The sequence below is a fragment of the Pseudomonas sp. B14(2022) genome (genome assembly GCF_012030485.1).
Classification (GTDB): domain Bacteria; phylum Pseudomonadota; class Gammaproteobacteria; order Pseudomonadales; family Pseudomonadaceae; genus Aquipseudomonas.
On the sequence record NZ_JAAUVM010000019.1, the window covers coordinates 91,796 to 117,491 of the forward strand.

At 61.3% G+C, this 25,696-nt stretch carries 24 protein-coding genes and 1 pseudogene; 14 read left to right on the top strand and 11 right to left on the bottom strand.

All coding sequences use genetic code 11. The annotated features are described in order from the left end of the window. Positions 1-83: 83 nt before the first annotated feature. On the top strand, positions 84-1,271 hold the full coding sequence (locus tag HCF10_RS23585; RefSeq protein ID WP_167656523.1) for an MFS transporter: 1,188 nt from the start codon (positions 84-86) through the stop codon (positions 1,269-1,271). On the opposite strand, the gene yiaY is transcribed toward HCF10_RS23585, so the two are convergent. Next, a complete protein-coding gene (gene yiaY, locus HCF10_RS23590) occupies positions 1,238-2,386 on the bottom strand; it encodes an L-threonine dehydrogenase (protein ID WP_131697153.1) in 1,149 nt (382 codons plus the stop codon). The two genes, HCF10_RS23585 and yiaY, sit on opposite strands and share 34 nt — an antisense overlap. 125 nt (positions 2,387-2,511) lie before the next feature. Between yiaY and HCF10_RS23595 the strand changes: the two genes are divergently transcribed. The 6 genes and pseudogenes from HCF10_RS23595 to HCF10_RS32150 form a co-directional block, all read left to right on the top strand. Continuing rightward, complete coding sequence (locus HCF10_RS23595; RefSeq protein WP_167656524.1) at positions 2,512-3,528, top strand: DUF4917 family protein; 1,017 nt, start codon at positions 2,512-2,514, stop codon at positions 3,526-3,528. A 115-nt stretch (positions 3,529-3,643) separates the two neighbouring features. Next, a complete protein-coding gene (locus HCF10_RS23600) occupies positions 3,644-4,183 on the top strand; it encodes an RNA polymerase sigma factor (RefSeq protein ID WP_167656525.1) in 540 nt (179 codons plus the stop codon). Next, positions 4,180-5,148, top strand: coding sequence for a FecR family protein (locus HCF10_RS23605; RefSeq protein WP_131697156.1), 969 nt, complete (start codon positions 4,180-4,182; stop codon positions 5,146-5,148). Before HCF10_RS23600 ends, HCF10_RS23605 begins: the two co-directional genes overlap by 4 nt. A gap of 127 nt (positions 5,149-5,275) precedes the next feature. Further along, entirely contained in the window at positions 5,276-7,849 is a 2,574-nt protein-coding gene (locus HCF10_RS23610; RefSeq protein WP_167656526.1) for a TonB-dependent receptor, read from the top strand. Positions 7,850-7,952: 103 nt separating this feature from the next. Continuing rightward, positions 7,953-8,867, top strand: a complete 915-nt coding sequence (locus tag HCF10_RS23615) for a DMT family transporter (protein WP_145334953.1) — start codon at positions 7,953-7,955, stop codon at positions 8,865-8,867. Beyond that, positions 8,821-8,937 (top strand): annotated as a pseudogene (locus tag HCF10_RS32150) (outer membrane lipoprotein carrier protein LolA); the annotation flags it as partial. The gene HCF10_RS23615 and the pseudogene HCF10_RS32150, both read left to right, overlap by 47 nt. A gap of 8 nt (positions 8,938-8,945) precedes the next feature. Here the strand turns inward: HCF10_RS32150 and HCF10_RS23620 are convergent. From HCF10_RS23620 to HCF10_RS23635, 4 genes are all read right to left on the bottom strand, one after another. After that, positions 8,946-10,163: a class I SAM-dependent methyltransferase gene (locus HCF10_RS23620; protein ID WP_167656527.1), complete on the bottom strand. Its 1,218-nt coding sequence runs from the start codon at positions 10,161-10,163 to the stop codon at positions 8,946-8,948. Between the two features lie 159 nt (positions 10,164-10,322). Next, complete coding sequence (locus HCF10_RS23625; RefSeq protein WP_131697160.1) at positions 10,323-10,940, bottom strand: TPM domain-containing protein; 618 nt, start codon at positions 10,938-10,940, stop codon at positions 10,323-10,325. A 28-nt stretch (positions 10,941-10,968) separates the two neighbouring features. Further along, positions 10,969-11,697, bottom strand: coding sequence for a TPM domain-containing protein (locus HCF10_RS31720; protein ID WP_145334957.1), 729 nt, complete (start codon positions 11,695-11,697; stop codon positions 10,969-10,971). 18 nt (positions 11,698-11,715) lie between these two features. Then, positions 11,716-12,327: a LemA family protein gene (locus tag HCF10_RS23635; RefSeq protein WP_167656528.1), complete on the bottom strand. Its 612-nt coding sequence runs from the start codon at positions 12,325-12,327 to the stop codon at positions 11,716-11,718. A 238-nt stretch (positions 12,328-12,565) separates the two neighbouring features. Here HCF10_RS23635 and bglX point away from each other — a divergent pair, with 238 nt between their 5' ends. Beyond that, positions 12,566-14,857 (top strand): beta-glucosidase BglX, encoded by a 2,292-nt coding sequence (gene bglX / locus HCF10_RS23640; protein ID WP_131697163.1) that lies wholly within the window; start codon positions 12,566-12,568, stop codon positions 14,855-14,857. A gap of 66 nt (positions 14,858-14,923) precedes the next feature. Here bglX and HCF10_RS23645 read toward each other — a convergent pair whose 3' ends face one another. From HCF10_RS23645 to HCF10_RS23660, 4 genes are all read right to left on the bottom strand, one after another. After that, complete coding sequence (locus HCF10_RS23645) at positions 14,924-16,081, bottom strand: phospholipase D-like domain-containing protein (protein ID WP_167656529.1); 1,158 nt, start codon at positions 16,079-16,081, stop codon at positions 14,924-14,926. Position 16,082: 1 nt separating this feature from the next. After that, positions 16,083-16,673: a YceI family protein gene (locus tag HCF10_RS23650; protein ID WP_145334959.1), complete on the bottom strand. Its 591-nt coding sequence runs from the start codon at positions 16,671-16,673 to the stop codon at positions 16,083-16,085. Between the two features lie 90 nt (positions 16,674-16,763). Continuing rightward, positions 16,764-17,078 (bottom strand): amidase, encoded by a 315-nt coding sequence (locus HCF10_RS23655; RefSeq protein WP_131697166.1) that lies wholly within the window; start codon positions 17,076-17,078, stop codon positions 16,764-16,766. Next, positions 17,075-18,148, bottom strand: a complete 1,074-nt coding sequence (locus tag HCF10_RS23660) for a serine hydrolase domain-containing protein (RefSeq protein ID WP_131697167.1) — start codon at positions 18,146-18,148, stop codon at positions 17,075-17,077. Before HCF10_RS23660 ends, HCF10_RS23655 begins: the two co-directional genes overlap by 4 nt. Positions 18,149-18,332: 184 nt before the next feature. Between HCF10_RS23660 and olsB the strand changes: the two genes are divergently transcribed. Beyond that, complete coding sequence (gene olsB, locus HCF10_RS23665; protein WP_131697168.1) at positions 18,333-19,088, top strand: L-ornithine N(alpha)-acyltransferase; 756 nt, start codon at positions 18,333-18,335, stop codon at positions 19,086-19,088. Next, positions 19,088-19,879 (top strand): lysophospholipid acyltransferase family protein, encoded by a 792-nt coding sequence (locus tag HCF10_RS23670; RefSeq protein WP_167656530.1) that lies wholly within the window; start codon positions 19,088-19,090, stop codon positions 19,877-19,879. Before olsB ends, HCF10_RS23670 begins: the two co-directional genes overlap by 1 nt. Positions 19,880-19,989: 110 nt before the next feature. Here the strand turns inward: HCF10_RS23670 and HCF10_RS23675 are convergent, their stop codons facing one another. Further along, positions 19,990-20,574, bottom strand: a complete 585-nt coding sequence (locus HCF10_RS23675; protein ID WP_131697170.1) for an acyl carrier protein phosphodiesterase — start codon at positions 20,572-20,574, stop codon at positions 19,990-19,992. 154 nt (positions 20,575-20,728) lie between these two features. Between HCF10_RS23675 and HCF10_RS23680 the strand changes: the two genes are divergently transcribed. The 3 genes from HCF10_RS23680 to HCF10_RS23690 are packed head-to-tail and all read left to right on the top strand — an operon-like array spanning position 20,729 to position 23,319. Then, on the top strand, positions 20,729-21,055 hold the full coding sequence (locus HCF10_RS23680; RefSeq protein ID WP_131697171.1) for an ArsR/SmtB family transcription factor: 327 nt from the start codon (positions 20,729-20,731) through the stop codon (positions 21,053-21,055). A gap of 13 nt (positions 21,056-21,068) precedes the next feature. Further along, positions 21,069-22,235 carry an MFS transporter gene (locus HCF10_RS23685; RefSeq protein WP_167656531.1) on the top strand — a complete coding sequence of 389 codons (1,167 nt, stop codon included), beginning with the start codon at positions 21,069-21,071 and terminating at the stop codon, positions 22,233-22,235. Between the two features lie 28 nt (positions 22,236-22,263). Next, a complete protein-coding gene (locus tag HCF10_RS23690) occupies positions 22,264-23,319 on the top strand; it encodes an alkene reductase (RefSeq protein ID WP_131697173.1) in 1,056 nt (351 codons plus the stop codon). Positions 23,320-23,625: 306 nt separating this feature from the next. On the opposite strand, the gene HCF10_RS23695 is transcribed toward HCF10_RS23690, so the two are convergent. Next, entirely contained in the window at positions 23,626-24,258 is a 633-nt protein-coding gene (locus HCF10_RS23695; protein WP_090408288.1) for a TetR family transcriptional regulator, read from the bottom strand. 286 nt (positions 24,259-24,544) lie between these two features. On the opposite strand from HCF10_RS23695, the gene HCF10_RS23700 reads away from it, so the two are divergent. Then, positions 24,545-25,693, top strand: a complete 1,149-nt coding sequence (locus HCF10_RS23700; protein WP_167656532.1) for an efflux RND transporter periplasmic adaptor subunit — start codon at positions 24,545-24,547, stop codon at positions 25,691-25,693. Positions 25,694-25,696: the final 3 nt, after the last annotated feature.

Here is a 25,696-nt window from a genome sequence, read left to right on the forward strand (position 1 = left end):
AAGCATCAATCATTGTTCGGATCTATACGAGTGAATCGACTTACGATGACGTACGCAGAACTTAAGGCGCAGGATGCCTCCCCTTGAAAAAAACCACCAGTCTCGCCCTCGCTTGCTGCGCCGCCTTCCTCGCCCAAGTCGGCATTAGCAGCTATTTGCCCGCTGTACCGGTCATCGCCCAGTCCCTGCTCGCCGCCGAAGACCACATCGCACTGGCCCTGGCGGTGTACCTGGTAGGAATGGCGCTGCCGATGTTGCTCTGGGGCAGCCTGGGGGAGCGTTTTGGCAGAAAGCCGGTACTGCTGGGGGCGCTGGCAGTATATGCCTTGGCAAGCGCAGCGATTCCATCGGCCTTTAACGTCGAATCTTTTTTGTCATTACGGCTGATTCAGGGTTTGGGGGCGGGCGGAGTCTCGGTTGTGGCCAGATTGTTGGTGAGAGACAGTTTCAGCGGGGCGCTTTTGGCCAGGGGGTTGTCGTGGCTGGGGATGACGTTTGTAATCGCCCTAGGTATCGGCCAGTTCATGGGGTCGCTGTTGCAGGCGGCCTTCGGCTGGAAGGCAATTTTCTATGGGTTGGCAATAAGTGCTGTCACGTTGATTGCTGTGTTGCAAAGGGTGGTGTTTCCGTCAGTGATGAAGGCTGATTCGCCAGACTCAGCCTGGCGGATCTATGCCACGATTGTGCGGCATCCCCCCTTTCTACACGCAGCATTGGCCGGTGGGCTGGGCTATGGGGTGATCATTGCATTCAACACCTGTGCACCGCTGATACTGCAAGGGCGTTTCGAGTGGAGCGCGGCGCAGTACGGCTGGCTGGGGTGGCCGATCAGCGGGGCCTATCTGGCGGGGGCGTTTATGGTTAATCGCTTCGTGGCCCGCATGGGGCGGTTGACGATGATGAGCTGGGGCGTGGGACTGGCGTTAACGGGAGCGGCGCTGATGCTGTTGGGCAGTGTGTTTGCCAGCGAGATCGCACTGTTGTTGTGGCTGCCCTATTGCCTGGCGATATTTGGGCAATCGATGAGTTACCCCATCAGTTTGTCACTTGCTAATGATCAGTCGCCGGTCGGCGGTTCCTATGCCATAGCCTTGAGCGGCTTTATGCATCAGTTGATGGCGGCGTTGATCGGCGGCGTAGCAAGCCTGCTGGTGAGTCAGCAGGCATGGCCATTGGCGCTCTTGTGCGTGGCGTTGGCTGGCGGCGCATTCACGTGTGCCGCCAGTTGCCGGACACATCAGAACGCGCTGCGAAAGATCTCCTCAATCTGACGCTGATCGGCGCGCCGTGGGTTGGTCAGCCCACATGCGTCCTTCAATGCATTGGTGGCCAGCAGCGGAATGTCCTGCAACTTGGCGCCCAGTTCGCGCAGGCCGGCGGGGATTTCAACGTCCAGGGACAAGCTGCGAATGGCGGCGATGGCGGCTTGGGCGCCCTCTTCGTCAGTGGTGCCCTTGGCGTCGACACCCATCGCGCGGCCGACGTCGCTCAAGCGCTTGGCACTGACGCTGGCGTTGAAGCTTTGCACATGGGGCAGCAGCACCGCGTTGCACACACCGTGAGGCAGGTCGTAGAGGCCGCCCAGTTGGTGGGCCATGGCATGCACGAAACCCAGGGACGCATTGTTGAACGCCATGCCCGCGAGGAACTGGGCATAGGCCATGTTTTCCCGCGCGACCTTGTCGCTGCCGTCGCGTACCGCCAGGCGCAGGTTGGCGCTGATCAGTTCGATGGCCTTGATCGCGCAGGCGTCGGTGATCGGGGTGGCCGCGGTGGACACGTAGGCTTCGATGGCGTGGGTCAGGGCGTCCATGCCGGTGGCGGCGGTGAGACCCTTGGGCATGCCGACCATCAGGCTCGGGTCGTTGACCGACAGCAGCGGCGTGACGTTGCGGTCGACGATGGCCATTTTCACGTGGCGGGTTTCGTCGGTGATGATGCAGAAACGGGTCATCTCGCTGGCGGTGCCGGCGGTGGTGTTGATCGCCACCAAGGGCATCTGCGGTTTGCTCGATTGGTCGACGCCCTCATAGTCGCCGATATGCCCACCGTTGGTGGCGCACAGGGCGATGCCCTTGGCACAGTCATGGGGCGAACCGCCGCCCAGGGACACCACGAAATCGCAGGCGCTCTGCTGCAGCAACGCCAGGCCTTTCTCGACGTTTTCCACATTGGGGTTGGGCTTGGCGCCGTCGTAGATCACTGAATCGATGTCCTGCATCGCCAGCTTCTCGGCGATCATGCTGGCCACGCCCGCCTTGGCCAGGCCGGCGTCGGTGACGATCAATGCTTTGCGAAAACCGTAGTTGCGAATGGCATTCATGGCTTCGTCGAGGCAGTCGGTGCCCATGATGTTGACGGGGGGAATGAAGAAGGTGCTGCTCATGGCGAATCCTCGGATGACGTTTATGCCTACAGCATCAACCTCACCTGCCTGCGGCACCTTGATCAGGATCAACACCCACTCGTGATAAAGTCGCCATCCAGCCGATTTCGAGTAGACCCGCCGCAATGAAGGATTTCCAGGATATTGACGCCCACCTTGAAGACTGGAGCGCCCTGCGCAGCAGCACCGCCTTCAGTGGGATTCTGATCGGCAATGGCGCGAGCCGCACGATTTGGGAAGACTTCGCCTACGACTCGCTGTTCGAAAACGCGCGCACCGTCGAAGAAAAACCCTTGGGCCAATCCGAACTCAGCGTGTTCGACGCCCTGCAAACCCGCAGCTTCGAGCACGCCCTGAGCGCGCTGAAGACCACCAGTCGGGTCAACAAGGCCCTGGCGGTCAGCTCGGCGGCGCCGCGCAATCGCTACTACGCGATCAAGGAAGCGCTGATCAATACCATCCACGCCGTGCACATTCCGTGGCGCCTGGTGCAGCCGTCGACGCTGGCGACGATCAACCGCGAACTGACGAACTACGCCAGCGTGTTCACCACCAATTACGACCTGCTCAACTATTGGGCGATCCTGCACACGCCGGGCATTGATGACCTGTTCCGCAGCGCCGACTCAAGCTTCGACCTGCGCAACACCCACACCGATGCCACGCGCATCCTCTACCTGCACGGCGGCCTGCACCTGGTGCGCAACCTTGACGGCACCGCGCGCAAATTGCCAAGCACCGACAGCACCTTGCTCAGCAGCTTTGCGATCAACAACACGATCAAGACCCTGGACGATGTGCCGCTGTTTATCAACGAAGGCAAGGTGGAAGAGAAGCTCAAGACCATCCGCAGCTCGGATTACCTGTCGTTCTGCTATGAGCAGTTACTGACCCATGAGGGCGCGCTGTGCATCTTTGGCCATGACCTGGGGCCGCAGGATAAACACGTGGTGGATGCAATTCGCCAGGCTCGGCCGACCACCCTGGCGATCTCGGTATCGGGCCGCAGCGAGGGGTTTATTCGCCAGCAGAAGCGGCGGTATTCGGAATTGTTTGATGGCAGCGGTGTGGCGTTGAAGTTTTTTGCGGCGCGTACGCATCCGCTGGGTGATCCAGCACTCTCAGTACCCGTGGAACGCTGATCAAGCTCCCTCCCACATTTTAAATCGAGTACATCCTTTAAATAGAGACAAATCACAATGATTCTCGATAGTATTCACGACTTTTCCATGTCGTGCTTCGTCAAGAAGGATCTCCATGTCTCGTCCCAAGCCCGACCCGTTGTCGGCCGATGCCTTTCGCGGGTTCTATGCAGATATTCTGCATTTCCTGCGCAAACGCACGGACAACGCCAGCGACGCGGCGGACATGACCCAGGATGTCTTTACCCAGTGGCTGGACTACCGCGACCGGGCCAAGGTCGAGCAGCCACGGGCATTTCTGTTCCAGATGGCACGTAACCTGCTGCGTGATCACTGGCGCAAACAGAAGGTACGGCAGACCGTCCACCCAGATCAGGCCGGCAGGGACGCCGAACCGGTCAACGACGAGCAAAACGATCCCATGGCCGCCGCACAGCGCTTGCAACGCCTGGAACAGTTGAAAGAAGTCCTCGCCGAACTCTCGCCCCGCAGGCGAGAAGCCCTTATGCTGCACCGCTTCGAAGGCCTGAGCCAGGCGCAGATCGCCGAGCGCATGGGCATTTCGACGAGCATGGTGGAAAAGCACATCGCTTTTGCCCTGCTGCATTGCAAGCGACGCCTTCAAAACGACCCCGGCACGGAGCAGCCAGAATGAACCGCCTGAGCGACACCGATGACCTGGATATCGAAGCGAGAGATGCCATCGATGCCCAAGCCGCCAGCTGGTTTGCGCGCAACCATAACGACGCGGGCCGTGCCGACCGCAAGGCCTTTGCCGCCTGGCAGGCCACGCCCGCCCATGCCCGCGCCTATGCCGAATTCGAGCAGCTGTGGGCCGACCTGGCCCAGCTACAGCAACTGAACAAACCCGTGGCACTGCCCAAGCGCAAGCCGTCGGTGTGGCGCCCGGCCCTGGCCGTCGCCGCCGCCCTGCTATGCGCGGTATTGGCCAGCCATCTCGGCGCGCCCCGCGAGCTGTATCACAGCCAGGTGGCGGCCCATGCCAAGGGCATGCGCACCTTGAACCTGCCCGATGGCACCACCCTGTATGTGAATGCCAACACCCGCCTGCGCGTGGATTTCAGCGCCCACCAGCGCATCGTGCACCTGGACAAGGGCCAGGTGTATATCGAGGTGGCGGCCGACAAAGAGCGGCCGCTGTTCGTACAGGCGGGCGAGGCGAATGTGCGGGTGGTCGGCACTGGCTTCGATGTGCGCCGCAGCCAACAGCAACTAGTGGTCAGTGTCGCCCACGGCCAGGTCGCTTTCGAGCCGTCCGCCAAAAGCCCCGTTTCCCTGCTCGGCGCCCAGCAACGCGCCATCTACAGCTACGCCAAGGGCACAATGCAGCAGCAAACCCTCACGGCCGAAGAAGTGGCCGATTGGCGCAGCGGGCATTTGTCGTTCCGCAACCGTGAACTGGCCAGCCTGATCGATGAACTGAGCCTGTATCGCCCGCAGGCACCGTTGCAGGTCAGTAACGCGGTGGCGCACCTGAAAGTCTCGGGCAATCTGGATGTGAATGATCCGGATGCACTGCTCAACGCCCTGCCCGCCCTGTTGCCGGTGAAAACCGTGGTCTCGGCCGATGGCATCGTGCGGATTGAACCGAGTAAATAACCCCCGAAAATCTTATTTGAGAATATTTAGCATTCGCAGGTGTGGATTTTTTTATCTGCCCCGTCTTCCTCCGGTCTGCATCTGATCAGCACACCTTTTTGGCCATTTGGCCGCACCGGGGGATTTCATGTTTCGCGCGCCTTGCCACGCTTCGCACCTGTTTTTTCGACCGACCCTTGTCGCCACCTGCCTGGCGTTCAGCCTCAGTGCCCAGGCCGAGTCATTCACGCTGCACTTGCCCGTCCAATCGCTGGCCACGTCCCTGAGCCAGGTGGCGCAGCAGGCAAAAATACAGTTGTTGTTCGATGAGGCGCTGCTCAAGAACGTGCAGGCACCGGCGCTCAACGGCGACTTCACACCGGAAGTTGCGATTCGCAGCCTGCTGAAAAACGGCGAGTTCACCCTGATCAAGGTCGGCAGCACGTATGTGGTAAAGCCCGAAGAGGCCAAGACCACCCAGAGCGGCGCGATCCAGCTGGACGCCCTGAGCGTGATAGGCACCGGCAACCAGGTCGACTCCAGCACCGTCGGCCGCTCAACCATGAACCAGGCGGATATTGATCGCTATCAGCCCAACAACATCCCCGCGCTGCTGCAGAACCTGCCCGGCGTGTTCATGGGCGGCTCGCCCAAACCCGGCGGCCAGACCATCAACATCCGCGGGATGGGCGAGGCCGAAGACGTGCCGATGTCGGTGGATGGCGCCACCAAAAGCGGCTTTGAGCGCTATCAGCAAGGCACGGTGTTTATCGAGCCCGAGCTGATCAAGAACGTCGAAGTGGAAAAAGGGCCGTACTCACCCTTCACCGGCAACGGTGGCTTCGGCGGCTCGATCATCATGGAAACCAAGGACGCCCCAGACCTGTTGGAAGAAGGCCGCAACGCCGGGGCCATGCTCAAATATGGCTACGCCAGCAACGACCACGAACAGGTCTACAGTTCGGCGGTGTATGGCCGTACCGATGATGGCCGCTTCGATGCGCTCGCCTACCTGACGCAACGCGATGGCGGTGACATGAAGCTGGCCGGCACTCCGCCCGATCCCGAAAACCGCTACCCGATCAACCCCAAGCGCTTGCCCAACAGCGCGCAGAATGTGGACGGCAAACTGTTCAAGTTCAACGCCCACCTCACTGACGAACACAGCGTGGGCCTGTCTTACTCGCGGTCCAACAGCCAGCGATGGACCCCGTTCTCAGCCAAAAGCTACCCGACCCCGCCGCTGCAATCCGCGATTGACCGCTATGGTTACGAAGGCGCCTTGAAACGCTTCCTCGCCAACCGTGAAACCATCGATACCACCTATTCGGGCAAGTACCTCTACCAGCCGCTGGACAACCCGCTGATCGACATGAAGCTCAGCTATTCGGTGTCCCATACCGACCAGACCGATGAGCGCGAGGCCGACGCTTCGTTCTCCCTGGCCACGGGTGGGCGCAAGATGGACACGGCCTACGGCGACAAGATTCTGGAACTGCGCAACATCAGCCTGTTCAGCACCGGCCCGCTGGAACACGCCGTGACCACTGGGGTGCAGGTGCGCAAGCACAAGCGTGAAACCGAAAGCTGGATGCCCGGCGCGACCTACAACACTGCCAAGTACAACTACGGGCACTTCCAGCCGTACTTCATGCCCCACGGCAAGGTCGATACCAATGCGTTCTATCTCCAGGACGCGGTGACCCTCGGCGACGTGACTATCACGCCGTCCCTGCGCTATGACCACGTACGTAATCGGGGCGAAGCCAACGATGCGCCGTACTACAGCAACCCGGACCCGAGCATCGGCCATGACTACAGCGACCGCACCTACACCGGTTGGTCCCCGCGCCTGGCCGCCTACTGGAACATCACGCCGGACGTGGCGATGTTTGCCAGCTGGAACAAGACCTGGCGCGCCCCGGTGATCGACGAGCAGTACGAAGTCCAGGGCGTCGGCAGCCGCACCTCCACCAGCCTCAACCTCGACCCGGAGCGCATCACCGCCATCACCGCAGGCAACATCACCAACTTCTCCAACCTCATCGGCCGTGGCGATAACCTGCAACTGCGTACGACGTTGTTCCACAACCGTATCGAGGACGAAATTTTCAAGGCGACTGGCATCGGCTGTGACCGTCAGAACACCGTAGTGGGGAGCATCGACAGCGTCTGCACAAGCGCCGACATGGCCGCCAAGACCAACTACCGCAACGTCGGCGGCATGACCATCAAGGGCTTCGAGCTTGAGGCTTACTACGACTCGACCTACCTGTTCGGCTCGGTTTCCTACTCCTACGCCACAGGCAAACGCGATAACCCCTACACCAACCCGTGGGCCACCGACATCCACGTCTGGGCCCGGGACATTCCACCGGCCAAATGGGTGGTGATGATGGGCAACAAAATCCCAAGCTGGGACGCACAGTTCGGATGGCAAGCGCAGTTCGTGCGCAAGACTGACCGCCTGCCCAGCGATAGATACTCAGGCGGCTTGAACAGCTCGGTGGGCGACACGTTCTACGACCAATACGCCAACGATTCCTACGCCAGCATGGGCCTGTTCGCCAACTGGAAACCGCAGCAGGCCGGTCTTAAAGGCACCGAGGTCAACTTCACTGTCGACAACCTGCTCAACAACAACTACCGGCCCGCCCTCAGCGGCGACCGTGCCTACAGCCAAGGGCGCAACGCCAAGGTCAGCGTCACGCGCTTCTTCTGAAAAACTGTACGGATAAATCCGCACCCAGCTGTAGACCCGCAATCGACGGGGGTTGTGGCTAGATGGGCTTCCCTTGAAGCCCTCTGGATTTCGGATCCCTCCCATGAGCTCGCGCGAAAACACCGGCATGGCCCTCGGCCTGCTGGGCGTCATCATCTTCAGCCTGACCCTGCCCTTCACCCGCATCGTGGTGCAGGAAATCCACCCGTTGCTCAACGGCCTGGGCCGTGCGTTGTTCGCGGCGGTGCCGGCGGCGGTGCTGTTGCTGTGGCGCCGTGAGCGCTGGCCGACCTGGCGGCAGGTGCGGGGTTTGTGCCTGGTAATTGCGGGGGTGATTCTGGGCTTCCCGGTGCTGTCGGCGTGGGCCATGCAAACCTTGCCGGCGTCCCATGGCGCGCTGGTCAACGGCCTGCAACCGCTGTGCGTGGCCCTGTATGCGGCGTGGCTGTCCCATGAGCGGCCGTCGAAAGCCTTCTGGGCCTGCGCGGCGTTGGGCAGTGCGTTGGTGTTGAGTTATGCGTTGATCACCGGCGCCGGCAGTATCCAGGCCGGCGACTTATTGATGCTCGGCGCGATAGCCGTCGGTGGCCTGGGCTATGCCGAAGGCGGCCGGTTGGCCAAGGAGATGGGCGGCTGGCAGGTGATCTGCTGGGCGCTGGTGCTGTCCACGCCGGTGTTGATCGGCCCGGTGTGGTACCTGGCGGCGCAGCACCAAGGCGCGATTTCCATGCGCACCTGGTGGGCGTTCGGCTATGTGTCGCTGTTCTCGCAGTTCCTGGGCTTCTTCGCCTGGTATGCCGGGCTGGCCATGGGCGGCATTGCGCGGGTCAGCCAGATTCAGCTGTTGCAGATCTTCTTCACCATCGCGTTTTCGGCGCTGTTCTTTGGTGAACATATCGAGCCGATTACCTGGGTGTTTGCCTGTGGGGTGATCGTCACGGTGATGCTCGGGCGCAAGACGGCGGTGCAGGCTGCGCCAGTCCCCTGTAGGAGCGAGCTTGCTCGCGAAGGTCGCTAACGATAACGCGGGAAACCTGAAAGCCTGCGGTGCTCTCAGGCTTTTCGCGAGCAGGCTCGCTCCTACAGTGGGCGTCGGTCAGATCAGGTAGCCATCCGCGCGCAGCAGGGTTTCCAGGCAGTGCTCAGTGATGTGATAGAACGCCTTCAGTTCCTGGATTTTCTCCAGCAACTGCGCGTTGTCCACCGGCTCCGCACGCTTGACCGCCAGGATCATCTTGTTCTTGTTGGTGTGCTCCAGGGAGATGAACTCGAACACCTTGGTCTCATAACCACAGGCTTCAAGGAACAACGCACGCAGGCTGTCGGTGACCATTTCCGCCTGCTGGCCCAGGTGCAGGCCGTATTGCAGCATCGGCTTAAGCAGCGCCGGGCTCTGGATCTGCAGGCGAATCTGCTTATGGCAGCACGGCGAGCACATGATGATCGACGCGCCGGAGCGGATGCCGGTGTGGATCGCGTAATCGGTGGCGATGTCGCAGGCATGCAGGGCGATCATCACGTCGAGTTCGCTGGGCGCCACGCTGCGTACGTCGCCGCACTTGAACACCAGCCCCGGGTGCTCCAGGCGAGCGGCGGCGGTGTTGCACAGCGTCACCATGTCTTCGCGCAGCTCAACGCCGGTGACTTCGCCTTCGGCCTTGAGGGTGTTGCGCAGGTAGTCGTGGATCGCAAACGTGAGGTAGCCCTTGCCCGAACCGAAATCGGCGACGCGCACCGGTTGGTCCAGCTTCAGCGGTGACGAGGTCAGCGCATGGCTGAACACTTCGATGAACTTGTTGATCTGCTTCCACTTGCGTGACATCGACGGGATCAGCGCCTGCTTGGCGTCGGTCACGCCCAGGTCGGCGAGGAACGGCCGGCTCAGGTCCAGGAAGCGGTTCTTCTCACGGTTATGCTCGGCCGATGGCGCCTCACGCAGTTGTTGCGGCTTGCTCCTGAACAGCGAGCTTTTGTTCTTCTTGCTGTATTCCAACTGGGCTTCGTCGGTCAGCGACAGCAGGTGCGCGTTCTTGAACGACGCCGGCAGCAACTCGGCAATCGCCGCCACGCCGTCGGCCAGCGGCAAGTTCTTGGTGATGTCGCGGGTCTTGTAGCGGTAGACGAAGGACAGGCACGGCTGCTCCTTGACCGTCACCGCCTTGATGATCAGCCGCTGCAACTCGGCTTCGTCACCGACGTACTTGGCCAGCACCAGTTTGATAAAGGCGTTCTGCGCAAGGCTTGTGCTCAGCAGTTCGATGAACTGGGCGTGATGATCCGGCGCGGGGCTGGCAGGTTGAACGGTGACAGACATGAACAAAAACGCCTCGGGCAGGGAATGCCGGGCATTTTAGGGGGGATGAGGATTAAGGGCACGGGGTTATTTGATCAACGGTACTGCGCCTGACCTCTTGGGACCCAATGTGGGAGGGGGCAAGCCCCCTCCCACATTTGATCTCCAGTGTTGGATGTTCTATTCGAGTACGACCAGGCGGTTGGGAAGTTCATTACGTGTCTGAGTCACCGGCACATGCACCTTGAGCAACTCGCCACACGCCTCAATGCAGGCAATAAACCCAGCCAGCGTCTGCCCCTGTTTCACCTGCTGGGTAAACGCCTTGACGATCCCATCCCAATGACTGTCATCCAGGCGGCTGGAGATGCCGTCGTCCACCAGGATTTCCACATAACGCTCGGCCTCGCTGACAAAAATCAGCACCCCGGTGCTACCCAGGGTGTGGTGCAGGTTCTGCTCCAGGAACTGCCGGCGCGCCAGGTTGGATGCACGCCAATGGCGCACCGAGCGCGGGATCAGGCGGGTCGTCACCTTGGGCAGGCGAAACACCAGGCACAACACGATGAACGTCGCCCACTGCGCCAGCAGCAAGGTGTACATGGTCAGGTAGCCCGACAAGTAATGCACCACGCCCGGCACCACCAAGGCGATCAGGCTGGCCCACAGCAGGGGGATGTAGGCGTAGTCGTCGGCGCGGGCCGCCAGCACGGTGACCAGTTCGGCGTCGGTGGTTTTTTCGACCCGGGCAATCGCTTCGGCGACTTGGCGCTGCTCGTGTTCAGTCAGTAATGCCATGGTTGTAGTTGCTCTCTAATTATTGTCATTACCAGCCGCCCGACGCGCCGCCGCCGCCGAAGCCACCACCACCGCCTCGGAAACCGCCGCCACCTCCTCCGCCACCGCCGCCGCGTCCACTGCTGCTGAGGATCGCCAGCAGGATCGCGCCTACCGGCAGGCCCATGCGATTGCACAGCCACAACACGCCGATCAGCAGGATGAACAGCCCGATGGAAAAGCCGGGATTATCCTTGGCAAAGTTGGCATCCGCCACATGCGCCGGCACCGCCAGCGGTTCACCGCCAACCACCTGCACCATCGCCGCCACGCCGTCGCTGATGCCCTGGCTGAAATTACCGGCCTTGAACTTGGGGGCAATCACCTGGTTGATGATCACCCAGGACTGCGCATCGGTGAGCACGCCTTCAAGGCCATAGCCGACTTCGATGCGCAACGTGCGCTCATCACGGGCGACGATCAGCAATGCGCCGTTGTCCTTGCCTTTCTGGCCGATGCCCCACTGGCGACCCAATTGGTAACCGTAGTCCTCGATGGGCACGCCCTGCAGGTCGGGCACCGTGACCACCACGATCTGGTCGCCACGGGTCTGTTCCAGCGCCTGCAACTGCTGGGTGATGTGTTCGCGCGTTGCCGGGTCGATCATCTGGGCGGTGTCCACCACCCGTCCGGTCAACGCCGGGAACGTCAGCGCTGCCTGGGCCACACCCACGCAGGCCAGCATCCATAGCGCCAGGCCTATCCGTAATAAACGCATCGACACCTCAGTGCAGCCTTATTTGAACTTCACTTGCGGCGCTTTATCGGCATCGGCACTGGTGGCTTCAAAGGTGGCGCGGATCGGTAGATCGCTGTACATCACGCTGTGCCACAGGCGGCCAGGGAAGGTGCGGATCTCGGTGTTGTACGCCTGCACGGCCTGGATGAAGTCGCGACGGGCCACGGCGATGCGGTTTTCGGTGCCTTCAAGCTGGGATTGCAGGGCCAGAAAGTTCTGGTTGGCCTTCAGGTCCGGGTAGCGCTCGGACACCACCATCAAACGGCTGAGGGCACCGCTCAAACCGTCCTGGGCCTGCTGGAACTGCTTGAGTTTTTCCGGGTTATCGAGGGTGCTGGCATCCACCTGGATCGAGGTGGCCTTGGCCCGCGCCTCAATCACGGCGGTCAGGGTGTCTTGCTCATGGGCGGCGTAACCCTTGACCACTTCCACCAGGTTGGGAATCAGGTTGGCGCGGCGTTGGTACTGGTTCTGCACCTGGCCCCAGGCAGCCTTGGCCTGTTCGTCCAGGGTCGGAATGTTATTGATGCCGCAGCCGCTCAATACTGTGCTGATCAATAGCAAAGCCGCGGCCTTGAAGCCCCAGCGGTAATGTTGTGCTGCTTGCATGGTGTTTCTCCTGCCCAAACTTTATGGAATGTGACGACTAACCCTATAAACCGCGCGCTTGGGGCATAATCCGCCACCACTGGATTGCATCGAGCCAATCAGCTACAAAGATGCCCAGCGCGAAAAAGAGTTCAGAGTGTGCTGCATTTATCTGAACAACACCCGAACAACAATAGACGCTCCCCACATTTTGGCCGATCAGCCTAATCGCTGTGCAGTGAGCCGAAAAAGGATATTCATGAAGAAGCTGTGTTTGCTCGGCCTTGTTGCCACTCTGGCCACCCACCCCGTCTGGGCAGAAACAAAGCCTGCTGCGCTTAAAGACAAGGACGCCTTCGTCAGCGACCTGCTCAAGCAGATGACCCTTGATGAAAAGATCGGCCAATTGCGCCTGATCAGCATCGGCCCGGAAATGCCCCGTGAGCTGATCCGCAAGGAAATCGCCGCCGGCCGCATCGGTGGCACCTTCAACTCCATCACCCGCCCGGAAAACCGTCCGATGCAGGACGCGGCCATGCGCAGCCGGTTGAAGATCCCGATGTTCTTCGCCTATGACGTGATCCACGGCCACCGCACGATCTTCCCGATCAGCCTGGCCCTGGCCTCCAGCTGGGACATGGACGCCATCGGCCGCTCCGGGCGCATCGCCGCCCAGGAAGCCGCCGCCGACAGCCTCGACATCACCTTTGCGCCGATGGTCGACATCTCCCGCGACCCTCGCTGGGGTCGCACTTCCGAAGGTTTCGGTGAAGACACCTATCTGGTCTCGCGGATTGCCGAAGTGATGGTCAAGGCCTTCCAGGGCACCAGCCCCGCGAATGCCGACAGCCTCATGGCCAGCGTCAAGCACTTCGCCCTCTACGGCGCAGTGGAAGGCGGGCGTGACTACAACGTCGTCGACATGAGCCCGGTCAAGATGTACCAGGACTACCTGCCGCCGTACCACGCGGCGATCAAGGCCGGTTCCGGCGGTGTGATGGTGGCGCTGAACTCGATCAACGGCGTACCTGCCACCGCCAACACCTGGCTGATGAACGACCTGCTGCGCAGGGACTGGGGCTTCAAGGGCCTGACCGTGAGCGACCACGGGGCGATCTTCGAGCTGATCAAGCACGGCGTGGCCAAGGACGGGCGTGAAGCCGCCAAGTTGGCAATCAAGGCCGGTATCGACATGAGCATGAACGACTCGCTGTACGGCAAGGAACTGCCGGGGTTGCTCAAATCCGGCGAGATCGAACAGAGCGACATCGACAACGCCGTGCGTGAAGTGCTCGGCGCCAAGTACGACATGGGCCTGTTCAAGGACCCGTACCTGCGCATCGGCAAGGCCGAGGACGACCCGGCCGACACCTACGCCGACAGCCGCCTGCACCGTGCCGAGGCCCGTGATGTGGCGCGCCGCAGCCTGGTGTTGCTGAAAAACCAGAACAACACCCTGCCGCTGAAAAAATCCGCGACCATCGCACTCGTGGGCCCGCTGGCCAAGGCCCCGATCGACATGATGGGCAGTTGGGCGGCTGCCGGTAAGCCTGCGCAATCGGTGACCCTGCTCGACGGGTTGAATGCGGTGATCGGCGAGAAAGGCAAAATCATCTACGCCCGTGGCGCCAACATCACCAACGACAAGGCCGTGGTCGACTACCTCAACTTCCTCAACTTCGATGCCCCGGAAGTGGTGGATGACAAGCGCGCGCCGCAGGTGATGATCGACGAAGCGGTCAAGGCCGCCAAAGATGCCGACGTGGTGGTCGCCGCAGTGGGTGAATCCCGTGGCATGTCCCACGAATCTTCCAGCCGCACCGACCTGAACATCCCGCAAAGCCAGCGCGACCTGATCAAGGCCCTCAAGGCCACCGGCAAGCCGCTGGTATTGGTGCTGATGAACGGCCGTCCGCTGTCGATCCTGGAAGAGAACCAGCAGGCCGACGCCATCCTGGAAACCTGGTTCGCCGGTACCGAAGGCGGCAACGCCATTGCCGACGTGCTGTTCGGTGACTACAACCCGTCGGGCAAACTGCCGATCACCTTCCCACGCTCCGTGGGGCAGATTCCGACCTACTACAACCACCTGACCATCGGCCGGCCATTCACCCCGGGCAAGCCGGGCAACTACACCTCACAGTACTTCGATGACACCACCGGGCCGCTGTTCCCGTTTGGCTATGGCCTGAGCTACACCACGTTCAGCCTGTCGGACATGGCGCTGTCGTCCACCACCCTGAACAAGACCGGCAAGCTCGACGCCAGCGTCACGGTGCAGAACACCGGCAAGGTCGACGGCGAAACCGTGGTGCAACTGTATATCCAGGACGTGGCGGGTTCGATGATCCGTCCGATCAAGGAACTGAAGAACTTCCAGAAAGTCATGCTCAAGGCTGGCGAAGAGCGCACCTTGCACTTCACCATCACCGAGGAAGACTTGAAGTTCTACAACACCCAGCTCAAGTTTGCGGCCGAACCGGGTGAGTTCAATGTGCAGATCGGCCTGGACTCCCAGGACGTACAGCAGCAGACCTTCGAACTGCTCTAACGCCTGACGCGGTCAAAAAATGTGGGAGGGGCAAGCCCCCTCCCACATTTGATCTCAGTGTTCTTGCTAGCCGCGTCGATCCAGCAGGTTCACCACCAACCGATCAATCCACCCCCACACCCGCTGCTTCACCCGCCGCCACAACGGCCGCGCCTTCCACGCTTCCAGGCTGACCACCTGGCTCTGGGCAAAATCCGCGGTAAAACTCGCCGCCACCGCCTGCGTCAGTTCAGGGTCCAACGCTTCGAGGTTGGCTTCCAGGTTGAAACGCAGATTCCAGTGATCGAAATTGCACGAGCCGATGCTCACCCAGTCGTCCACCAGCACCATCTTCAGATGCAAAAAGCACGGCTGGTACTCAAATATCTGCACGCCCGAGCGCAGCAGACGCGGGTAATAACGATGCCCTGCGTAACGTACGGACGGGTGATCGGTGCGCGGGCCGGTGAGCAGCAAACGCACATCCACCCCACGCCCTGCTGCCCGACGCAACGCGCGGCGTACGCCCCAAGTGGGCAGGAAGTACGGCGTGGCGAACCAGATACGTTGCTGGCTGCTGTTCAGCGCGCGGATCAGCGATTGCAAGATGTCGCGGTGCTGTCGGGCATCAGCGTAGGCCACTCGGCCCAGGCCTGGCCCCGTCGCCGGCACCTTGGGCAACCGCGGCAGACCGAAATGGGTGGCGGGCTTCCACGCACGGCGCGCGACATTGGCGTGCCATTGCCGCTCGAACAGCGCTTGCCAGTCCAGCACCAGCGGGCCGCTGATCTGCACCATCACTTCATGCCAGTCGGCGGTGTCTTGCCCTGGCGTCCAGAACTCATCGGTGACGCCCGTGCCGCCGACCACGGCAATTTCCTGGTCGATCAGCAACAGCTTGCGGTGGTCGCGGTACAGGTTGCGCATCCAGCGGCGCCAGCTCAGGCGATTGTAGAAACGCAGCTCCACACCGGCGTCCGTCAGGCGTTTACGCAGCCCAAGGGTAAAGGCCAGGCTGCCGTAATCATCAAACAGACAACGCACCCGCACGCCGCGCTCGGCCGCGAGCACCAATGCTTGCACCATGGCTTCGGCGCAGGCTCCGGCCTCCACCAGGTACAACTCCAACTCCACTTGCCGCTCGGCCCGGGCAATGCCCACCAGCATCTGCGGAAAAAACTGCGGGCCGTCGATCAACAACTCGAAACGGTTGGCGCTGCGCCACGGGAACACTGCGCCGCTCATGTCAGCGCGCCGTAAAAATCAGCACCGCACCCACCGGTACCGACAAACTGATCGACTTGAGCCCGGCCGCTTTGCGCAACACCGCCACCCCCGGCGCCAGGTCGAAATCCTCGGCATGCAACACCACCGGTTCCAAGGTCACCACCTGGAAACGCCGGTCATCCAGGCGCGTGGCCAACAACTCGGCGCTGTAGGTCTGGGTCTTGCCATGCAGGGTGACGCTCAGGGGCAAGCGCAGTTCCAGTTGCGCGCCGGGGGCCAGGTCATTGATCGGTTGCAGATTGATCTGTGCGCTGATCAGCGCTTCGGGGAAGGTCTTGATCTCGAACAGCTGATTACGCATGCGTTCGTCACGCAGCGGAATGCCGCTGTTGACCGACTCCAGTTCCACTTCCAATTGCGCCGCGCCCTTGCTGTCGACCTTGCCATGCAGCACCAGGAAGCGATGGACTTCAGCGATCTCGGTATTTTTGGTGGTGACGAACGACAGGCGTGAGGATTCGTTATCCAGATACCAGTCGGCGTGGGCGGGTACGGCGGCAGCGACCAGCAGGGCAAAGGCCAGGGGTTTGATTAAAGACGCGTTGAACATTAAGGACTCGTAGGGCGAAAAACCTGCACGAACCTTAAGCGCAATGTCACGAACGGCGCAAATCCAATGTGGGAGCTGGCTTGCGCGGTGTCAGGGATTCAGACGACAGCCCTGCCGCTCCCCCAACCACCGCGCGCTGTGCGTACGCCCCAACCCGCTCGCCGTCACTTCACTGCGCTCCGGGTTGTCGCTGAACGCACTCGTGGGCACGTACTGCTTCACATAACCCCGGCAATAGTCGGCTGGATTGTTCGCCACATAGCGGCACGAGCAATACTCCTTGGCGGTATAGGCCGCGATGATGTCGGGGAAGGCTTGCAGGTTGACGCGCTCGTGCCAAACCCAGCCCGACAGGGCGAGCAACAGCACCAGAAAAAGGCTGGTAAACGGCCGACGACGAATCATGGTTGCACCGCCGCAAGCACGCGTTTGAGCAGTTCGTTGTGGCGGTAACTGCCGTCGCGATCATCGCCATAACGCACGATGACCAGATGTTCGTCGGGCATCACGTACAGCGCCTGGCCCCAATGACCGAGGGCGGCGAAGGTGTCGGTGGGGGCATCGGGCCAGGGTCTTGGAGCGCCTTGGTTGAGCCACCATTGGCCACCGGGGACGGCTTCATCCTGGCCTGCGGCGTATTTGTCGAAGGGTTGGCGGTTGAAAGCGACCCAATCTTTGGGCAGCAATTGTTGATTCCCCCAGCGCCCGTCGCGAGCCATCAGCAGGCCGACTCGCGCCAGGTCACGTGCGGTGAGGTAAGCGTAGGACGAGGCGACAAAGGTTTCATCCGCATCGGTTTCCCAGGTGGCGTTGTGAATGCCCAGCGGCTTGAACAACGCATCCCAGGGGTAACTCATGTAGGCCTTGTGGCCGAGCATGCCCTTGAGCGCGGCGGACAGGATATTGCTGTCGCCGCTGGAATAACGAAAGGCCTGGCCCGGTGCACTGAAGGATTCGGTGTTGGCGGCGAACTCGGCCATATCGGCGCGACCACGGGTGTAGAGCATCGCAACCACCGAGGACTTCAGCGGCGCGTATTCATAGTCTTCCTGCCAGTCCAGGCCCGAGGCCCAGTGCAGCAGGTCGGCCATGGTCACCTTGGGGTGCTGTTTCATCGGCGGGTAAAAACGCGACACCGGGTCTGTCAATTTGAAGCGGTTGTCGCCGTAGGCCACACCTAAGACGGTGGCCATCAGGCTTTTGCTGATGGACCAGGTCAGGTGCGGCGTGCTTGCTGTGGTCGGCGCGGCGTAGCGTTCATAGACAACCACGCCGTCGCGGATCACCAACAGCGCATCGGTGCGAATGCCTTGGCGGGTGGTGTCATCACGCGGGGGAAAAGCGTAGGCGTCAAGGGCGTCGACAGCGGGGCCGGCGAGCGGCGTGCCCTTGGCCCACTCCTTGTCAGGCCAGGTTTCAGCGCAGGCGGTAACGGTGACGAACAGCAGGGCAACGCACAGCAGGCCTCTGACCATAGACACACACTCAAGGGAGCATTCAAGCCCGCGAGCCTAGCCGAGGGCGATGACAGATTTGCTACAGAGGGGCTGTCATCCAAGCGTCACCATAACTTCATGGAGATGACACCGAGCCTACATAGCCTGAGTTTGGACAAACAAGTCGACCGGCCTGAACGTGGCTGGCACTCGGAGATTCGCCATGACTCAGATCGCCCGCATCAGCGACACCGGCAATGAACGCCGTCTGCAAGCCGAACGCCTGGTTGGCGCCACGGCTTTGCAGGAAGCCCAGGCCCTGCGGTTCAACGTATTCAGCGGCGAGTTCAACGCCAAGCTGAAAGGCGCGGAACATGGCCTGGACATGGATGACTATGATGTTCACTGCAGCCACATCGGCGTGCGGGACTTGAACAGCGGTCGACTCGTCGCCACCACCCGTTTGCTCGATCACCAGGCCGCCAGCACCCTGGGCCGGTTCTACAGCGAAGAAGAATTCAGCCTGCATGGCCTGCTGCATCTGCAGGGCCCGATCCTGGAAATCGGCCGCACCTGCGTCGACCCGGCCTACCGCAACGGCGGCACCATCGCCGTGTTGTGGGGCGAGCTGGCCGAAGTGCTCAACCAGGGCGGCTACAGCTACTTGATGGGCTGCGCGAGCATCCCGATGCACGACGGCGGCATCCAGGCCCACGCGATCATGCAGCGCCTGCGCGAACGCTACCTGTGCAATGAACACCTGCGCGCCGAGCCGAAAAAACCGTTGCCGGCGCTGGACCTGCCGACCAACGTAATCGCCGAGATGCCACCGCTGCTCAAGGCCTATATGCGCCTGGGTGCGAAGATCTGCGGCGAGCCGTGCTGGGATGAAGATTTCCAGGTGGCCGACGTGTTCATCCTGCTTAAGCGCGATGAGCTATGCCCGCGCTATGCACGCCACTTCAAGGCGGCCATGTGATGAGCCGCCTGCGCGTGTACGGGCGCATTGCCCGCGTACTGGTGGTAGTGGCGCTGGGCTTGAGCATGGCCAGTGTGTTCGGCGTATTCGAACGGTTGGGCGTGGCCAACTCGATGGTGCGCCGCCAGCGCTGGTCGCGGTTCTTCATGGCGCGGCTGACCAACGCCCTGCCCTTTCGCGTGACCGTGCACGGCGAGGTACCGCAAACGCCGATGCTGTGGGTGAGCAACCACGTGTCCTGGACCGATATTCCGTTGCTGGGCGCAGTGGCGCCGATGTCGTTTTTGTCCAAGGCCGAAGTGCGCACCTGGCCGGTGGCCGGCTGGTTGGCGGCCAAGGCCGGTAGCTTGTTTATCCGTCGCGGTTCGGGTGACAGCCAGTTGATCCGCAAGCAGATGACCCGCCACCTGGAACAACAGCACCCGCTGCTGATGTTCCCCGAAGGCACCACCACCGACGGCCGCAGCCTGCGTACCTTCCACGGGCGTTTGCTGGCCAGTGCGATTGACGCGGATGTGTCGCTGCAACCGGTGGCCATCCGGTATCTGCGCGATGGGCAGGTCGACCCGCTGGCACCGTTTATTGGCGATGACGATTTGCTCTCGCACCTGATGCGCCTGTTCGGCAATGACCAGGGCGATGTGGAAATCCATGTGCTCAAGCCGATTGCCTGCGCCGGGCAGGAACGTGCGGCGCTGGCGTTCCAGGCGCAGCAGGCGGTGCAGAAGGCGTTGTTTGGGCTGGTGCCGGAGACTGAACAAGTGCATGCTCGACCGGCTTTTGCAGCCTGAGATGTGAACACAGTTCAAATGTGGGAGGGGGCTTGCTCCCGATAGCAGTGGATCAGCCAGCATCAGTGGTGGCTGGCGCACCGTAATCGGGAGCAAGCCCCCTCCCACATTTAGCTTTGTGTTGTCAGGTGGTTATGCGCGAAGGCTTGCAGTTCGGGGTAGAAGATCCGGAAGTCTTCACTCAACGGTTCATACAACTCACGCAATTCCTGCATCGCACACCCTAATTCCTGGGGTTGTGTCAGCCGCCGCGAAATCCCGCGCAACACCGGCTCCATCACCGCAAACTCGCGGTACGACCCCAACCAATCATCCGCGGCCATAGACGGCGCAATCTGCGCCAGCCGTGCCGGTAACTGCGGTTCGGCAGCCAATACGCGGTACACCTGCGAGGTGAAGTGCTCCAGGGGCTGGTCGGCGTACAGCACCCAATCCCGCGCCAGGCAGTGATCGAAGAACACATCGAGGACAATCCCGGCATAGCGCCGGCGAGTCAGGCTGAAGCGCGACAACGCCTCCCCCACCAACGGGTGGCTGTCGGTGAAGCGATCGATCGAGCGATGCAACTGGATCGCCGATTCGATTTGCGGGCTGAACTGGCCCTGCAGGCGGCCTTTGACGAAGTCGCCATAGAGGCTGCCCAGCAGTTGCGCAGGAAGTTGGCCGCCCAGGTGCAGATGTGCGAGATAATTCATGCCGCGCAGTTTAGCACTGCCATCAACGTATCGTTATAACCCGATATACCGATTTAGCCTGATATCAGAGCAAAATCATATTTGTATATCGGGATATAACGATTTAAGGTTCGCCTCATCGCGATATAACGCTTTACGACACCGAGCACCTGCCATGTCCATCGACCTCGACGAAATAATAAAAGCCCTGGCACACCCAGTACGACGAGACATCCTCACCTGGCTGAAAGACCCGAAAGTGCAGTTCCCCGAGCAAGTGCACAACCACGAATATGGCATCTGCGCCGGGCAAATCGACCAGCGCTGCGGCTTGTCCCAGTCGACCGTGTCGGCCCACCTGGCCACTTTGCAACGTGCGGGACTGATCAGCAGCCAGAAGGCCGGGCAGTGGCACTTTTTCAAGCGCGATGAGGAAGTGATCCAAGCCTTCCTCGCGGCGCTTACCACTGAACTCAGCGCTGAAATCAGCGCGCCGTTGTAACAAGGAAACGATAATGCCCCTCTCGCTACTCATACTGGCCCTGAGCGCCTTCGCCATCGGCACCACCGAGTTCGTGATCATGGGTTTGTTGCCCGATGTGGCGGCAGACCTCGGCGTGTCGATTCCCGGCGCCGGCTGGCTGGTCACCGGCTATGCCCTGGGCGTGGCCATCGGTGCACCGTTCATGGCACTGGCCACCGCCAAGCTGCCACGCAAGGCGGCCCTGGTAGCGTTGATGGGTATCTTCATTATCGGCAACCTGCTCTGCGCCCTGGCCAGTGACTACAACGTGCTGATGTTTGCCCGTGTGATCACCGCGCTGTGCCACGGTGCGTTCTTCGGCATCGGTTCGGTGGTCGCCGCCAACCTGGTGCCGGCCAACAAGCGCGCTTCAGCCGTGGCCCTGATGTTCACCGGTTTGACCCTGGCCAACGTGCTCGGTGTGCCGCTGGGCACCGCGCTGGGCCAGGAAGCCGGCTGGCGCTCGACCTTCTGGGCGGTGACGGTGATTGGTGTGGTGGCGCTGATCGGCCTGATCCGCTTCCTGCCGGCCAAGCGCGACGAAGAAAAACTCGACATGCGCGCCGAGCTGGCCGCCCTCAAGGGTGCCGGTATCTGGTTGTCGCTGAGCATGACCGCGCTGTTCGCCGCGTCCATGTTCACCCTCTTCACTTATGTTGCGCCGCTGCTCGGCGATGTCACAGGCGTCTCGCCCAAAGGCGTGACCTGGACCCTGCTGCTGATCGGCCTGGGCCTCACCGTGGGCAATATCATCGGCGGCAAGCTGGCGGACAAACGCCTGGCGGCCACCCTGATCGGCGTGTTTATCAGCATGGCGGTGGTGTCCACCGCGCTGACCTGGACCAGCGTCGCCGTGATCCCGACCGATATCACCCTGTTCCTGTGGGCCACCGCCTCGTTTGCCGCCGTACCGGCGCTACAGATCAACGTGGTGACCTTCGGCAAGGCCGCACCGAACCTGGTGTCCACCCTGAACATCGGCGCCTTCAACATCGGCAACGCCCTCGGCGCCTGGGTGGGCGGCAGCGTGATTGCCCACGGTTTCGGCCTGACCAGCGTGCCTCTGGCGGCAGCCGCCCTGGCGATCCTGGCGTTGCTGGTGACCCTGATTACTTTCCGTCAGGGCGGCAATGCCGACCTGGCCCCTGCGACCAACTGATCAACTTCAAAGAGAAGGGTGTTTTCCCATGACGACTATTTTCGATCCGATCAAACTGGGCGACCTGGAATTGTCGAACCGCATCATCATGGCGCCGCTGACCCGCTGCCGCGCCGATGCCGGCCGCGTACCCAACGCGCTGATGGCCGAGTACTACGTGCAACGTGCTTCCGCCGGGCTGATCCTCAGCGAAGCCACCTCGGTGACACCGCTGGGCGTGGGCTACCCGGACACGCCGGGCATCTGGTCCAATGACCAGGTGCGCGGCTGGGCCAACGTCACCAAGGCCATTCACGGCGCGGGGGGCAAGATCTTCCTGCAACTGTGGCATGTAGGGCGGATCTCCCATGAGTCCTACCTGAACGGCGAAACCCCGGTGGCGCCGAGCGCGATCCAACCCAAGGGCCACGTCAGCCTGGTGCGCCCATTGGCCGACTACCCGACGCCGCGCGCCCTGGAAACCGCTGAAATCGCCGACATCGTCGACGCTTACCGCACCGGTGCCGAGAATGCCAAGGCCGCCGGCTTTGATGGCGTGGAGATCCACGGCGCCAACGGCTACCTGCTCGACCAGTTCCTGCAAAGCAGCACCAATAAGCGCACCGACAACTATGGGGGTTCCCTGGAAAACCGTGCACGCCTGCTGTTGGAAGTGACCGATGCGGCCATCGAAGTCTGGGGCCCTGGCCGTGTGGGTGTGCATTTGGCACCGCGCGCCGACTCCCACGACATGGGCGACGACAACCTGGCCGAAACTTTCACCTACGTCGCCAGCGAACTGGGCAAGCGTGGCATAGCGTTCATTTGCTCCCGTGAAAAGGAAGGGGCGGACAGCCTCGGCCCCCAATTGAAAAAAGCCTTCGGCGGCGTGTACATCGCCAACGAACGCTTCACTAAGGACAGTGCCAATGCGTGGCTGGCGGCTGGCAAGGCGGATGCGGTGGCCTTCGGCGTACCGTTCATTGCCAACCCGGACCTGCCGGCGCGCCTGAAGACCGATGCGCCGCTGAACGAAGCACACCCGGAAACCTTCTACGGCAAGGGCCCAGTGGGTTACATCGACTACCCGACCCTGCCGCTGTAATCGGCCGAAACCTGAAACCAAATGTGGGAGAGGGCTTGCCCCCGATGGCGGTGCGTCAGTCACAGTATGTGTTGACTGAACCACTGCCATCGGGGGCTAGCCCCCTCCCACATTGTTGGCTGCGTGCAGGTTCTGGCTACATTGCTTCACAGAACCGCAACAAAATCCCTACAAAATACTTAGGCGGCTACCTATCAACCGCCCGCCAGCCCGTATATAAAGTCACCCCACCAATCAGGCAGAAGGACGATTGACTGTCCTTGGGCTTTACTGTTGACACACACTGATGCAATTACGCATTTTGTCTTAATTGCGCAGGCTGGGGCTCCAGCGCAGCATGTCCAGCCCTGCATCCACCCAGCGTTCGGCTTCCTGATGTAACTGGAAGCTGTCGGGTACCAACAGCCACTGGCCAATCAGGCCGTTGATGTAGGCATGGATGCACACCGCGCCACGGGTAGTGTCGAGATTTTCCGGAAGTTGCCCGCGATGGACTGCGTTACGCAGTGTCAGGCCGATACGCAGGTTGCATTCCAGGCTGTGGGTCTGGCGCTGCCGGCGCATGTCGCACATTTCATCGGTGAATTCGCACTTATGGAACAGGATCTCATTGATGCGCCGGGTTTTCGGGTCCAGGGCCACTTGATGGAACAGATGAATCAGCAGCTTGCGCATACAGCCCAGCGGGTCGATTTCGTCCTCGCTTTCGCTGGCCCTGGCCAACTCGTCCAATGGCTCATGCAAGGTGTCGAGCAACGCCTGCAACAGATCGGATTTATTGCTGAAGTGCCAGTAAATGGCGCCCCGCGTCACACCGGCCAACGCGGCGATGTCCGCCAGCGTAGTCCGCGCAACGCCGCGCTCATAGAAGGCTTGCTCGGCAGCATCGAGAATCTGGCTGCGCGTTTCCTGAGCTTCCTCTTTGGTGCGACGAACCATGGCAGTAAAACCTCAATCAGGGCAACAGGGACTGACGTTAACGCAGAGTTAACAAGCGCTAACGATCATCTGAATAATTGTGGGACGGCACCGTCATGGGCGCCGAACGTACTAAAATCGAGGCTTTTGACGATGCTTTGTCAGCATTGCGCAAAACCTGTCAAGAGTTTACAAACAACCATGAACGTAAGTATATTGCGTAGCAAGCTACTTATCCACTCACGGCTTGTTTTTTACCCTTCCACCCTTCTTGTGCGCACCCTGCGCGCCTGACCCGAGGATCTTCATGCAACTTAAGCCAGCTGTTACCGCTCTGGTCACTGCCGTCGCCCTGGCATCGCTGCTCAGCGGATGTAAAAAGGAAGAAGCGGCTCCGCCCGCTCAAGCCCCTCAGGTCGGCGTGGTCACCATTCAACCGCAAGCCTATACCCTGACGTCCGAGCTGCCAGGCCGCACCACCGCCTACCGCATCGCGGAAGTTCGCCCACAGGTCAACGGCATCATTCTCAAGCGCCTGTTCAAGGAAGGCGCGGATGTGAAAGAAGGCCAGCAGCTCTATCAGATCGACCCGTCGGTCTATGACGCCACGCTGAAAAGCGCACAAGCCAGCCTGACCCAGACCAAGTCCATCTCCGACCGCTACAAGCAGTTGGTCGATGAGCAAGCCGTGAGCCGTCAGGAATACGACACCGCCGTCGCCAACCGCATGACCGCGGAAGCAAACGTTCAAACCGCCCAGATCAACGTGCGCTACACCAAAGTGTTCGCGCCGATCTCCGGGCGTATCGGCCGTTCTTCGGTGACCGAAGGCGCGCTGGTCAGCAATGGCCAGACCGATGCCATGGCCGTGATCCAGCAACTGGACCCGATCTACGTCGACGTCACGCAGTCTTCGGCTGAAATGTTGAAACTGCGCCGCGATCTGGAAAGCGGCCAGCTGGAAAAAGCCGGCGCCAATGCCGCCAAGGTCAAGCTGACCCTGGAAGACGGCAGCGACTACGGCCAGGACGGCAAGCTGGAGTTCTCCGAAGTGTCGGTCGACCAGACCACCGGTTCCGTGACCCTGCGCGCCGTGTTCCCCAACCCTGACCACACCCTGCTGCCGGGCATGTTCGTACACGCCCAGCTGCAAGCCGGCGTGAACAGCAAGGCCATCCTCGCACCACAGCAAGGCGTGACCCGCGACCTCAAGGGCATCCCGACGGCACTGGTGGTCAACGCCGACAACAAGGTCGAGCAGCGTGTACTGGTGGCCAACCGCACCGCCGGCGCCTACTGGCTGGTTGAAAAAGGCCTGAACGCCGGTGACCGCGTGATCACCGAAGGCTTGCAATACGTCAAGCCGGGTGTGGAGGTCAAGGTCAAGGAGGCTGACAACGCCAAGCCCGCCGGTTCCGCCGCTGCTCCTGCTGCCGCGCCTGGCCAGGGGGAGTAATCC